Below are 13,268 nucleotides of genomic sequence, written 5' to 3' on the forward strand. Positions count from 1 at the left end.
TATGTTCGCTTTCGCATGTCAGCCTCCCGTGCTGCCGGTGATGGTGGGAAGCAGCACACGGTAGATCTGGATGAAGGCCGGGCCGAGCAGCACCAGAAGCAGGGTCGGGAAGATAAAGAAGATCAGCGGGAAGAGCAGCTTGAGCGCGATCTTGGCGGCCTGCTCTTCGGCGATCATGCGGCGCTTGGTGCGCAGCATGTCGGACAGCACGCGCAGGGAGTCTGCCAGGCTGGTGCCGAAGCGGTCGGCCTGGATCAGCATCGACGCGAACTTGTCCACGTCTTCCACGCCGGTGCGCAGGGCCAGGTTCAGCAGGGCTTTCTCCTTCGAGAACCCCGAGCGCAGTTCCAGCAGCATCAGCTCCAGCTCCGATGCCAGCACGGGGCAGCGTAGCGCGAGTTCCTGCGACACGCGCAGCAGCGCGGCATCCAGCCCGAGGCCGGCCTCCACGCAAACGGTGAGCAGGTCGATCATGTCCGGAAACTCTTCGAAGACGGCGCGCTTGCGGTTCTCGATCTTGCGCGCCAGCACGGCACTGGGCAGGTAGTAGCCGATGGCGCCGAGCAGCCCCAGCACGGCAAAGGTCATCTCCTGGTCGTGGAACGTGACGTGCCGGGCGCTCATGGCCGCCAGCCCAAACAGCGGAAAGGCGATGGCCAGCACGGTCTTGATACCGAAGTACAGCGGCGCGGCCGACGCGTGGCGCCAACCGGCGTTCATGAAGCGCACGCGCAGTTGCGAATTCTCCCAGCCCTCCTTGGGCAGCGAGAGCTGCGAGACCGGCTTGGCCCACGTCGCCAGTTTTTCAACCCAGGCGTTGTCGAGCCCGTCTGTGGCACCGGTGTCCACTGTCTGGCCGGCGATCTGCTGCACCCGGCCGCGCGTGCGGCTTGGCGAGAAGATCTGCAGCAGACCGAGCGCGGCAATAAAGGCGGCAATAAAGACCAGCACCAGCACCACGTTCTGTGTGGAATAGATGGTTTGCATGATCGTCTCCCTCTACGGCATTGCGGCATTGCGACATTGCGGGATTGCGGCTGCGCGGACCGATGTCCGCATATCAGTGCCTGTCGATTCGTCACACCCGGATGCGGATGATCTTGCGCATCCAGAGCACGCCCAGGACCATGTTGAGCAGCGCCGCCCCGATCATCTTCAGGCCGATCGGGTCGTGCCACAGCACCTTCATGAAGTCCGGGTTGACGACCAGGATCAGCCCGGCGGTGCAGAACGGCAGCAGCCCGAGAATCCATGCCGACAGGCGACCTTCGGCCGACAGCACGCGGATCTTGTCGTACAGCTTCAGGCGCTCGCGCACCAGCATGCCGATGGTGTCGAGAATCTCGGCCAGGTTGCCGCCGCTCTCGCGCTGGATGAGCACCGCGATCACGAAGTAGCGCAGGTCATTGACGGGCACCCGCATGGCGAGGTTGGTCAACGCTTCATCCACCGCAACGCCGTAATTGATCTCTTCGAACGTGATGCGGAACTCGGGGCCCATCGGCGGCTTGATCTCCTGCCCGACCATGCCCAGGGCGCTGGCGAAGGAGTGGCCGGCGCGCAGCGCGCGGGCGATCATGTCTACCGCGTCTGGCAGTTGCGCCTCCAGGTGCTTGATGCGCTTGTGCCGGAGCCTGACGATGTACAGCACGGGCAGCATGCCCGCCAGCAACGCCACCGCGCCGACGATGGCGATGGGAACCGGCAGCCAGGCGCCCGCCGCCAGCACACCGAAGCCAAACAGGCAGCAGATTCCCAGCAACTGGCCGACCGACCACGAGCTGCCGGACTGCTCCAGCCAGCGGTCGATGACGGTCACCCGGGGCAGGCTCATCAGCCAGCGCTGGAAGCGCGGCGAGTCGCTCAGCAGCCGCTTCTTGAGGATCGTGAGCCGTTCCTGATCGACATGGCCGCCTGCGGACAAGGCGCGGATGCGTGCGTCGACGCGCTTGGCCGCGGGGCCGTGGTAGTTGTTCCACCACTGGTAGAGCCCCTCGATACAGAGCACCACCGCGGCGAACAGCAGGATCATGAAGGCATAGAAGATTTCGCTCATTTGAGGTTCCCCCTTTTTCCGGATCACGCCGTCTGTGCGGCTTCAAACCTCGAACTGTCTCGCGGGGTCGAAGGTCTCGTCAGGCAGGCCCACCCCGTACACGCGCAGCCGCTCGGCAAAGCGCGGATAGACACCCGTGGCATGGAAGTTGCCCTTGACGGTGCCGTCCTGCATCACGCCGGTGCGCTGGAAGGTGAAGATCTCCTGCATGTTGATCGTGTCGCCTTCCATGCCGGTGATCTCCTGGATGCTGACCACCTTTCTGCGCCCGTCGGTGAGCCGCGCCACCTGGATCACCACCGTGATGGCCGAAGCGATCTGCTGCCGGATCGTCTTGGGCGGCAGGGCCAGGCCCGCCATGTTCACCATGTTCTCCATGCGGGTCAGGGCGTCGCGCGGGGTGTTGGCGTGGATGGTGGTGAGCGACCCTTCGTGGCCGGTGTTCATGGCGTTGAGCATGTCCAGCGCCTCGCCGCCGCGCACTTCGCCCAGGATGATGCGGTCCGGACGCATGCGCAGGGCGTTGCGCACCAGCGCACGCTGCGTGATCTCGCCCTTGCCTTCGATGTTGGGCGGGCGTGTTTCCAGGCGCAGCACGTGCGGCTGGCGCAACTGCAGTTCCGCCGCGTCTTCAATCGTGACCAGGCGTTCGTCGGCCGGGATGAAGCCCGAGAGGATGTTCAGCAAGGTGGTCTTGCCGCTGCCAGTGCCGCCCGAGACGAGCACGTTGAGCTTGGCGTGCGCCAGCGCCTGCACCAGCTTGGCCATCGGCGGCGTCAGGGTCTTGAGCTCGATCAGGTTGGCGATCTGCAGCGGGTTGGCCGCAAACCGCCGGATCGACAGCAGCGGGCCGTCGATGGCCGAGGGCGGGATGATCGCGTTCACGCGCGAGCCGTCGGGCAGGCGTGCATCCACCATCGGGCTGGTTTCATCAATGCGGCGGCCGACGCGCGAGACGATCTTCTCGATCACCTTCATCAGGTGGGCGTCGTCGTAGAAGGTGATGTCGGTCAGCTCGAGCTTGCCGCGCCGCTCGACGTAGGTCTGCTTGGCGGTGTTGACCAGGATGTCGGACACGGTCGGGTCTTGCAGCAGCGGCTCCAGCGGGCCGAAGCCGAACATCTCGTCATACACGTCTGTCGACAACTGGCGGCGCTCGGTGTCGTTGAGCAGCAGTTTTTCTTCATCGATGATGCCGTTGACCAGGACGCCGATCTCCTGGCGCACTCGTTCCGTCGGGAAGCGGGCCAGCCGCTCGAGGTCCACGCGGTCCAGCACGGCTTCATGCACCGTCTTCTTGAAATCGCGATAGTTGGATTGCCCCGGTGAGACGTGCAGGGTAGCCGCGTGCCCGTTCATGGTCAGCGGCGGAGGTTCCGGCAGGATGAGTTGTTCGCGGATCGACATGATGGGCTCCATGTGGCTGGAGAAATCAGGCAACGTTGGGTGAGGACGCCCTGGTCCGCATGAAGAGCTTGCTCAGTGAGAAGCCCTTCTCCTGCGGCTGGTGGCGTTCGTTTTCGCGCGCCGTGGCAAAGATGTCGGCCAGGGCCAGCGTGGCCTTGGCAATGGCGCTGTGCCGGTGTTCGCGGATGACGGGCACGCCTTGGCAGATGGATTCATCCACCGCTGAAGGATCGTCGGGCAGCATGTGGAAGATCTTCATGCCGAAGACGTTTTCCAGCGTGCCGCGCGGCAGCTCGTCGCGCCGGCCGTGGCGGTTGACCAGCACCCGGATCTTGTCGGCCGGGTAGTGCAGGCCGTGCAGGATGTCCAGCAGGCGCCGCCCCGTGCGGGCAAAGGCGATGGTCGGCTGGACCACCAGGCAGATCTGGTCGCTGCGATCGAGCACCGCGATCGACAGCGGATTGATGGCCTGCCCGATGTCGACCAGGATGAAGTCGTAGCTTGGCGCGACCAGCGAGAGGACGTATTCGATCCGGTCCTTTTTGATCTCACCGGCCTTGATCGGATCGGTGGCGCCGGCCAGGATGTCGAAGCCCTTGTCGACGCGCGTCAGGCAGGCTTCCAGGAAGGCGTCATCGAGCCGGTCGATCTGCGCGCAGACCTCTGCCAGGGTGGCCGGCGGCGTCTGGTTGCTGACCAGGAAGTGGGTGTCGCTGAACTGTGTGTTCAGGTCGATCAGCAGCACCCGCTTGTGCTCATGCGTGGCCAGCGCATGGCCGACGTTGCTGGCAATGAAGCTGGCTCCGGCGCCGCCCTTGCTCGACACAAAGGAGATCACGCGCGCTTCTTCTCGTGCCCTGGGAGTGAAGTTGCTCTCCAGGCGTTTGAGAGCGTCGGCCAATTGGCTGCGTTCCAGCGGCCAGGCCAGCACGTCGCTCACACCGGCACGCAGCGCGCGGATCAGCAGGTCAGGCTGCTGCGTCTGCGTGACGAGGATGCAGGGCAGGTCGGGCTGCTGCTGGCGCAGCGCTTCGATGCACTGCATCTGCGGGGTGCCGCCGTGCGCCTGGTCGATGATCAGCACATCGGCGCTGCGCAACTGGCAGGCATGCGATGCCAGGTTGCCCGGCGCGTCCTGCAGCCGCATGACCTGGTAGCTTCCGCTGGCGGCCAAGAGGCGTGCGATTTCCGCCAAGCGATCGCCGTCTTCGGATGCGATCAAGATCTTGAGCATGGCAAGGACTCCTGTTTTTATCGTTCCTGCTGTGTTCCGTAGCGCCGCTTGGGGCGGCGTCCGGCCCGCCACCTTGCGTCAGCGCGAGCTGCCGCCTGACATGCCGACACCGCCGTAACCGCCGCCACCAAAACCGGCGCCGCCCAGGCCCGTCGTACCGCCGGCGCCCCCCGTGCCGAGCCGGTACAGCGAGCGGTCGTAGTTCGACATGGCGGCCACTGCTGCCTTGCCGTCCACGCCGTTGGCTGGGGGCAGGTTGGCCGGCGCATCCGGGTTGATGACCTGGGCGTGGCTGACGGTGGTGACGGCCTCACCGAAGTGCTTGTCCCACACGGGCGTGGTGGACATGCAGGCGGTCAGTGCCTGGCTGGCCAGCAGCAGGAGTGCTACGCGGGACAGGAGTTTGAGGTTCGCGTTCATGGCTTGTCTCCAAAGGGTTCCTGGTGCTCAGCGCGATTGCGGGGTGCCGGCCGCCTTGGCTTGCGCCAGGCGAGCCGCGGTGGCTTCGATGCGGGCAACACGCGCGGCGGTGTCATCTGCCGGTGCTGCGGCGTGTTCAGGCGGCGCCAGCTCCACAGCTTTGGCAACGGGCTCGGCGGTGATCGGCTTGGCGACTGCAGGCTCGGCAACTGCAACGGGCTCGGAGGGTGTTGCCTTGGCGGGCTTGTCCGCCGGTGCGGTGCTCACTTCCGTGCGCTGTGCGGGCGCAGGGGTGGGCGTTGCAGGCACAACCGGTGCAGGCACAGGTGCTTGCGAGGACGGCGCGGACGGCGCGCTCGGTGCGGGCGGCATCGGCTTGGCAGGGCGGTTCTTGCCACCGGAGCCTTCCATGTTGCCCATCAGGTAGACCTGGAACTCGTTCGGCGTCGAGAAGCTGTCGGTCGGCAGCGGATACGAAGCCGCCTGCATCGGCTGCACCAGGTGCGGCGTGATCACGATCACCAGTTCCGTGAGGTCCTGCTGATACGACGTGCTGCGGAACAGCGTGCCGAGCACGGGCACCTCGCCGACGCCAGGCACGGCCTTGAGCGTGCCGCGTGCGTTGTCCTGCAGCAGGCCGCCGATGGCGAAGCTTTCGCCATCGCGCATCTGGACCGTGGTGGAGGCACGCCGGGTGGTGATCAGCGGCAGGATGGTCTGGCCGTTCAGGCTCGAACCCGAGACGGTCGCGCCGGTGGGCGAGAGTTCGGACACTTCCGGCGCGACCTTGAGGTTGATGCGGCCGTTGGCCATTACCGTTGGCGTGAACTTCAGCCCCACGCCAAACTCCTCTTGCTGCAGCGTGATGGTGGAGGCGCCGCCCAGGGCGTTGCTTTGCGCGACCGGGATGTAGATCTTGCCGCCCGCCAGGAAGCTGGCTTCCTGGCCACTGAGCGTCACCAGGTTCGGTTCGGCCAGGATCTTGACCAGGTTGTCGTTCTTCTGCGGATCGAGCTGGACCTGGAAGGGCCGGTTGTTGTTCTTGTTGCCGAACAGCGCCGTGGTGGACCCAGCCAGCAGGGAGGTCAGCAGCCCACCGCTCCAGGAGCCGAAGCCGCCCTGGATGTTGAGCGCCGAGCCCATCTGGTTGAGCAGGGTCTTGGACACTTCGGCCACCTTCACCTCCAGCATCACCTGCTGCGGGGTGTCGACGGTCATCATGTTGAGCACGCCGCCACCGGGGGTGGCGCCACCGCCCTTGTCATTGCCGCTTTGTGCCGAGGCCGCATAGGCGCGTGCGATTTCCATTGCCATCGAGGCGGACTGCGCGTTCGATACGGAGCCGGTCAGCACGAGGTTGTCGGCAGCGGTTGTGACGCGGATCCTGGATTCGCCCGGCATCAGTTGCGACAGAGACGTTTGCAGGCCGCCGGCATCGGCGTTGACCACCACGTCGACCACGCTGCAGGTGCCGCTGCGGCCTTGCACGATCATGTTGGTGGTGCCCACGCTGCGCCCCAGCAGGTACATGCTCTGCGGCGACACCATGCTGGCCTGCACCACGTTCGGGTTGCCCAGGGTGCGGTTGCGCACCGGTTCGGGCAGCGAAATGATGGTCGACTTGCCAACTGGCACGACCACGTTGCTTTCGCTGCGCACGGCGCCCGTGCAGTTCGGGCCGCGTACGTCGGGCTGTGCCGGTACGGTGGCCGGAGCCATGCTGATCGTCATCTGCATGGGCGCTGTGCCACCCGCACGGGACTGCGTGACGACGGGCGCCGTGGTGGACTTGGCGACGGCGCCGGCCTCCATGGCCGTTTGCGCACTCGCGCGATTGGGCGTGCCCAGCATGGCACCTGCTGCCCCCGCCAGGACCAAGGCGCAGGCCTTGGCGCGGGCATTCAGCAGTGCGGCATTGGTTTTTTGGTTCGTCTTCATATCTCCCCCCCGGAGAGTTGGTGCTGCACACGAAGAAAATGTCTGTGAAACCCTCTGTTGACTGGACTGGTTGATGTGCTCAGATCAGAAGCATTCGACGCTGCCGTGCACACCGGACAGGACGCCGATGCAATCGCGCTGCTTGACTGTGGCGGTGCTGGCGCGCCGGACCTTGACGGGCGTGCGTACCGGCACGTTGACCATCTCCACCTTGGGGGCAGGCTCGGCTGCCGGGGTGCCCAACAGGGTGCCCTTGGTTGCGCCGCCGGTTGACACCGCGGCCACATCGACCTGATTGCGCAGCACCAGCGACAGCGTGCCGACGCTGCGTGCGACATCGAGCTTCTCGGCCTGCTCGGGCGTGACTTCGAGCGTGACCGCGTTGACCACCTTGGGTTGGGTATCGTCGCGGCTGACCTGCTGCGCGACCGCCAGCACCAGGATCTTTTCGAGCACGATCTTGGAGATGCTGTTGCCGTTGTTGGCGGCCTTCGTGTCTTCATTGGTGTTGACGATCACGTCGACCCGGTTGCCTGGCAGGGCAAAGCCGGCCACGCCCACCACATCGTTCACGCGCACGGTGATGGCGCGTTTGCCTTCGCCGATGACCGCCGACAGGCCGCCCTTGGTGCCGAGCGGGGCGAGCTTGCTCTCCAGGATCGGTTCACCCGCCTGCAGGCTGGTGCGCACCACGCGCCCCTGCAGCGCCTTGATGTCGTCGAAGGTGCCGGGAGGCACGCTGCCCGACGGCCAGCTCACCGTCCGCAGTTGGTCGCTGCCCAGTGGTTGGCCAAGATCCATGTCGACGGTGGCCACCACGACCTGTTTGACCGAGCTGGACGACTGTTGGGCCAGCCACCGCGATGCGGAGATGACTGCCGCGATGCCGGCTGCAAGAGCGATAACCAGCATCAGGATTGCACGCGCGTTCTTCATGATGAGTTCCCCCTACTGAGATCAATGACGCGGTTCGGATACGCAAGCGTCAGGTGGCGGCCGGTGTGTCCGGCTGCGCGCCCGTGTTTGCATTCGTGGGCTGGGTTGTCTTGACATCCACGTGTGCGCAGAAATAGCTTTGCCATGCCCGGCGCAAAGCGTCTTCGCTCACGTGGGGCTCATGCCCGTGATACTGGACAGCGGACGCCACCAGCCGCAGCAGGTCGCGCGGAATGCAGGCCAGAAGCGGCTTGCCGGCGGGGCCGTGCAAGGCTTCGAGCAGGTAGTCGAAGGCCGCATCTGCCTTTTGCAGGCCGAGTTCCTGCGCGGCACGCATGTAGACCTCGCGGTATTCGTTGACCGACAGCGGGCCGACATGGAGCTTGCTGCCGAGCCGGCGCAGGAAGGCGTCGTCGCCCAGGTCGCTCGGGTTCAGGTTGGTCGAGAAGATCGGCCATACGTCGAACGGCACCGAGAAGCGCACGCCATTGCGCAGCGAGTACATGTCCACGCGGCGGTCCAGCGGCACGATCCACCGGTTGAGCAGTTCGCTCACGCCCACCTGCTGGCGGCCGAGGTCATCCACGATGTAGATGCCGTTGTTGGCCTTCATGTGCGGCGGGGCCTGGTAGAAGCCGGTCGCATGGTCGTAGCGCAGCTCCAGCATTTCGAGCGTGAGTTCGCCGCCGGAGAGCACGGCCGGCCGGTGGCAGACCAGCCAGCGCCGGTCCAGCGGGCGTTGCGTCAGGGGGCTGTCAGTGCCGTCGTACAGTTCGTGCACCAGCGGATCGAAGATCTGGATGATCTCGCCGGCCACCGTCACGGCATGCGGCACGGGCACCGCGCCCGGCAGCAGGGTGCCCAGGTGCTGGGCCAGGTAGGTCTTGCCGCCGCCGGCCGGGCCGTACAGCATCACCGCCCGGCTGGTGTTGAGCGCGATGCCCACGTTGTCGAGCAACTCCGACGGCATGACCAGGGCGCCGAACGCAGCCGTGACATCGGCCTTGGAAATCGACGCGAGTTGGATGGAATGCTGCTGCACGGCCTCCACATAGGCTGCCAGCGTGACAGGTGCGGCGCCCACGTAGCTGCAGCGGGCGGTGAACTCTGCGGCACGCGCATAGCCGGCATCCGTCAGCCCGAAGCGCACGTCCAGATCGTTGGAGCCGCGGTGGGCGACTTCCAGCAGGCGCTCGCGCACCGCGTAGGCGGCCACCTCGTTGATGACCATGGCCGGCAGCTTGAGCGTGTCCATCAGCATGACCAGCGTGGCGCTGCGGTGCAGGTAGGCCACTTTCAGCAGCAGCCCCAGCAGCAGTGAGATGTCCAGGCCGGTCTCGGCAACGGTGCGCGGCAGCGCATGCCAGGGCGGCACCGGTTTCTTCTCGGCTACGCTTTCCCCAGCAGACGGCACGGGCTCAAGCATGTGCGTCACGTGCCCGATGTCTTTGTGCTCGATCATTTCGTCCAGGATCATGTTCGTCACCGTTTGTCTGTGTGGAGTGGGGGTGTGCATGACCTTGCTCACCAGGCGGAAGCCAGCAGCATGGTGATCGTGCCCGCGGCAATCGCCACCCCGTAGGGCAAGCTGCCGACCGACCACGACGCGTCCACGCCTGGCTTGGGCGGTTGCGCATCACGGCTGACTTGTCCCTGCGTCAGCAGAATGCTGGCCAGGTTGCGGCGCAGTTGGACCATGCGCTTGCGCCGCACGGTAATCGCCAACGCCCACACGCCGCCGATCACGAATGTGGCCAGGGCGATCTGCAGGGCCATCGACGCGCCCAGCCAGGCGCCGACGGCGGCCATCAGCTTCACGTCGCCAGCGGCCATGCCGCGCACCAGGTAGAAGGGCAGGACGATGGCGAGCCCGGCGACCCAGCCGGTCGCCCAGTCGGCTGCACCGTGCCCGAGCCCGTGGACGGCAATCTGCAAGGGCAGTGCCGCCAGCCAGGCGCCGAAGGTCAGCCAGTTGGGTATGCGGCGCTCGTGCAGGTCAATGGCCGCCGCGGTCAGCACCATCCCCATCGAGGCGGGGGCGATCATTGGCGAGAGCAGGGTAGCGGCGTTCATGGTGTCCTCGTGCGCGTTTGCCGGGTCAGCTCGGCAAGTTCGGAATTCTTAGGCGTTCATCGGTGTTCAGCAGGCGGTGTCATCAAGGGATGGCAGCGGCAATCATCTGGTAGAGGGAGCTCACGCTGCTGCCCACCGCAGCGACCGACGCGATGATGACCATGGCGATCAGCGCGCCCAGCAGGGCGTACTCGATTGACGTCACCCCCTGTTCGCCGCGCAGCAGCTTGGTCTGATCCATTGGTCGCTTCATGTCAGTCTCCAGCGATGTTCTGTAAATCCCCGCGAAGCGCCGTTGTGCAGTGCTTCGCGGGGCCCTCCTGCGCGTGATGTCGTCACAGGACACGTGAGGGCTCCTGTGCGCACCCGCTTCCCCGTTGTTATTCGACTTCATCGGACTGGTTATCCAAGCTCAGTGGCGATGTAGCTGAACACCGTGCTCAGGTTGGTGCCGACCGCCTGAACTGAGGCGATGATGACGACGGCAATCAGTGCCGCGATCAGGCCGTACTCAATGGCGGTGACGCCCTGCTCGTCGCGCAGGAGCAGGGCAAGTGCGTTGTTGGTCAGTTCCATCTCAATCTCCTTCATGTGCAGAGGGACGGCGTGTTGCCGAGTCAGCAACGCCGGCAAGCGGTGGGTGGAGTGCGTGGACTGCCGACCTCCTGGCAGCCCACGCCTGCTCCGCACGCCGTCGCTGCGTGGCGACCCCGATACCGATACGCGGCGCAATCGACCCGTGCCGCTGGTCAGCCGAGTTCCGTCGCGATGTAGCTGAATACGGTGCTCAGGTTTTTGCCCACGGCATTGACCGAGGCGATGATCACGACAGCGATCAGGGCGGCGATCAGCCCGTATTCGATGGCGGTCACGCCATCTTCATCACGAACGAATTGCTTGAGAGTGGTAGTCAGGCGGTCCATGACAATCTCCTTCACTGAATTAAAAAAGGTACTGCTGTGAAAAGGCTCGATGAGGGAGCGCATGTCGGCGGCGCACAGATGGCGCAGGCATGGAACGGCCAGCAGCCTCCGTTGTTGCCGGGCACCCGCTCGCGGTGGATCTGCAGCAGACGCGCAGTCCGTTCTTGCGTGTGCCGGGCCGAGCGTGCCAGCGTGCCGGGCCTGCCTGCACGCAGCAGAGACACACGCGAGGCGCACCATGCGGTGACGCGGCTTGCGTGGTTCTGTGCGGACGATGTGAGCACGGCATTGGTAGACATTGGCTCGGGTCCCTTGGTCGGTTTCAGCGTGAGTACTTGAGCGTTCGTTCTGCCCTCCCGTCGCCTTTGACTCTGCTGCTCCCCTCGCTGATCGAAGGTGGCGGGTGTTGCGAGCGGGGATAGGCAAAAGGCGGGCCACCTCTATGTCGATCTAGATGCGACAAGGGTTTGCGGGCGATTGTTGGGTGCCTGGCGGAAGCGGCGAGGGCGGCCAGAAGGGTTCCGCCTGGGTGCCGTTGCCGGGTGGAAACGCGCGCCGTGGCACGCGCATTTGGATGAGGCGCCATAGGGATGAGGCGGTCCGGACGCGCCCTCATTCGAACGGCCAGAGGGGTGTTAGCGTGGTGGACGGTGGTAATCCACCACCGGATTGGCTTGGGCCCCACATGGGTGGGTTCAACGAGGGTGTGGGCCGGTCCCCCCATTGCAGACGCGACGTTTCCGGCTGGAAACGCGGGTGGCGCCCCTTGCGAGGTCACCTTCGTCGTCATGCACGTCAACGCCGCACAGATGGCTGGTCCGCAGGTGCATGGCGCGCGATTCAGCGCTGAAACGTTGAGGCTCAATTGGCTGTTCGCAAGCCGCCAACACCCGCGCCACGCGGGCCTCCTGCCTTGCCTTATCCAACCCGGCGAACAAGACTGATTTCAAACCTGTTCAGTAGAACCCGCCCGGCATCGCGCACGCTTCATGACATGCGCGGCGCCCCGGGGAACGCGGCGAGGAGAAGGCATGAACCAGAAGTCTGTGCGCCTGCCGGCCAAGAGCGATGCGCTGGCGCATGCGGGTGTCGCTGAAGGCTGGCTCGATCTCGATCGGGTCCGCGTGTACAGCGCTGCCCTGCTGGTGCTGTTTGCCGCGCTGCTCATCACGTGGGGATGGGTCAGCAAGGGTTTTTCCGACGCGACCATCTCCCGGCCCGGTTCGGACTTCTCCGTGTTCTGGGGTGCTTCGCATCTCGCCCTGACCTTGGGCCCGCTGCATGCCTATGACGTCGGCCAGTTGACTGCCGTCATCGCCCAGTACGGCACCCTGGGCAAGGACAGCACCGTTGTGTTGCCCTGGCTCTATCCGCCCACGTTCCTGCTGATGGTGTTGCCGCTCTCCTTGCTGCCGCTGGCGCAGAGCTATCTGCTGTTCCTGCTGGCAACGGGGGCGATCTATCTGAAGTCGGTTGCGGCGCTGCTGGGCACCGGTGCCTTCTGGCGCCGGGGGCTCTGGCTACCGGTGATCGCTTCGCCCGCCACCATCATCGCGGCCGTGATGGGACAGAACTCGCTGCTGACGGCAGGCCTGGCGGCATTTGCTGTGTACTGGGTCGAGAAACGGCCCGTGCTGGCCGGCGTGCTCATCGGCATGCTGGCCATCAAGCCGCAGCTTGCGATGCTGTTTCCGCTGGCGTTGGTCGCAGCGCGCGCATGGAAGACGTTTGCGAGCGCCGCGTTGACGGCGGCGCTGTTTGCCGCCACCAGCGTGGCGGTGTGCGGTTGGGAGACCGTGCCGGCCTTCCTGGAAAACGCGCAGTGGGCGCGGACGCACTACATGGAAGGTGGCGTTATCGCGTGGTATGGCATGCCGACGCCGCTGGCGGCGGCGCGCCTGGGTGGCGTGGGCATCGCCAGTGCTTATGCTGTGCAGGCCCTGGTGGCGTTGGGCGGTGTGGCCGCGCTGGTCTATGTCTGGCATCGCACGCCCGATTTCGGTTTGCGTGCGGGGGCGCTGGTGATCACCACCATGCTGGCGACGCCTTATCTGCGTGACTATGAACTGACCTGGCTTGGCGTTGCCATTGCCGGCGTGGTGGGCGACGGCATCCGCCATGGCCTGTCACGCGGAGAGCGCATGCTGCTCGTGCTGGCGTGGCTGCTGCCGCTCTTCGAGCATGCCAATCCGTTCCTCAAGCTGCCGCAGTTCGGGCCGCTGATCTTGATGGCCATGCTGCTGCTGATCTTGCGGCGCGTGGCTGGCCGGACGTGAGCGCG

Annotated in this window: 13 protein-coding genes; 1 reads left to right on the top strand and 12 read right to left on the bottom strand. The window is 65.5% G+C overall.

From position 1 onward, the window contains the following. Positions 1-18: 18 nt before the first annotated feature. From B4F51_RS10780 to B4F51_RS10835, 12 genes are all read right to left on the bottom strand, one after another. The gene (locus B4F51_RS10780) at positions 19-987 is read right to left on the bottom strand and encodes a type II secretion system F family protein (RefSeq protein WP_296225372.1); all 969 of its coding nucleotides are present in this window, start codon (positions 985-987) and stop codon (positions 19-21) included. 91 nt (positions 988-1,078) lie between these two features. After that, entirely contained in the window at positions 1,079-2,056 is a 978-nt protein-coding gene (locus B4F51_RS10785) for a type II secretion system F family protein (protein WP_296225373.1), read from the bottom strand. A 42-nt stretch (positions 2,057-2,098) separates the two neighbouring features. Beyond that, entirely contained in the window at positions 2,099-3,463 is a 1,365-nt protein-coding gene (locus B4F51_RS10790) for a CpaF family protein (protein WP_414706742.1), read from the bottom strand. 25 nt (positions 3,464-3,488) lie between these two features. Next, the gene (locus B4F51_RS10795; RefSeq protein ID WP_296225374.1) at positions 3,489-4,697 is read right to left on the bottom strand and encodes an AAA family ATPase; all 1,209 of its coding nucleotides are present in this window, start codon (positions 4,695-4,697) and stop codon (positions 3,489-3,491) included. Positions 4,698-4,775: 78 nt separating this feature from the next. Further along, on the bottom strand, positions 4,776-5,117 hold the full coding sequence (locus B4F51_RS10800; protein WP_296225375.1) for a hypothetical protein: 342 nt from the start codon (positions 5,115-5,117) through the stop codon (positions 4,776-4,778). Between the two features lie 27 nt (positions 5,118-5,144). After that, a complete protein-coding gene (locus tag B4F51_RS10805; RefSeq protein WP_296225377.1) occupies positions 5,145-7,055 on the bottom strand; it encodes a type II and III secretion system protein family protein in 1,911 nt (636 codons plus the stop codon). 84 nt (positions 7,056-7,139) lie between these two features. Beyond that, positions 7,140-7,991, bottom strand: coding sequence for a Flp pilus assembly protein CpaB (cpaB, locus tag B4F51_RS10810; protein WP_296225379.1), 852 nt, complete (start codon positions 7,989-7,991; stop codon positions 7,140-7,142). Positions 7,992-8,040: 49 nt separating this feature from the next. Further along, entirely contained in the window at positions 8,041-9,453 is a 1,413-nt protein-coding gene (locus B4F51_RS10815; RefSeq protein WP_296225441.1) for an ATP-binding protein, read from the bottom strand. Between the two features lie 62 nt (positions 9,454-9,515). After that, entirely contained in the window at positions 9,516-10,064 is a 549-nt protein-coding gene (locus B4F51_RS10820; protein ID WP_296225380.1) for an A24 family peptidase, read from the bottom strand. Positions 10,065-10,146: 82 nt separating this feature from the next. Beyond that, positions 10,147-10,317, bottom strand: a complete 171-nt coding sequence (locus B4F51_RS10825; RefSeq protein WP_296225382.1) for a Flp family type IVb pilin — start codon at positions 10,315-10,317, stop codon at positions 10,147-10,149. Positions 10,318-10,466: 149 nt separating this feature from the next. After that, entirely contained in the window at positions 10,467-10,640 is a 174-nt protein-coding gene (locus tag B4F51_RS10830; protein WP_296225384.1) for a Flp family type IVb pilin, read from the bottom strand. A gap of 173 nt (positions 10,641-10,813) precedes the next feature. Next, positions 10,814-10,987 (bottom strand): Flp family type IVb pilin, encoded by a 174-nt coding sequence (locus B4F51_RS10835; protein WP_296225385.1) that lies wholly within the window; start codon positions 10,985-10,987, stop codon positions 10,814-10,816. Positions 10,988-12,018: 1,031 nt separating this feature from the next. Here B4F51_RS10835 and B4F51_RS10840 point away from each other — a divergent pair. Beyond that, entirely contained in the window at positions 12,019-13,263 is a 1,245-nt protein-coding gene (locus B4F51_RS10840) for a glycosyltransferase family 87 protein (protein ID WP_296225387.1), read from the top strand. Positions 13,264-13,268: the final 5 nt, after the last annotated feature.

Origin of the sequence: Ralstonia sp. UBA689 (genome assembly GCF_002298975.1) — a bacterium.
GTDB lineage: Bacteria > Pseudomonadota > Gammaproteobacteria > Burkholderiales > Burkholderiaceae > Ralstonia.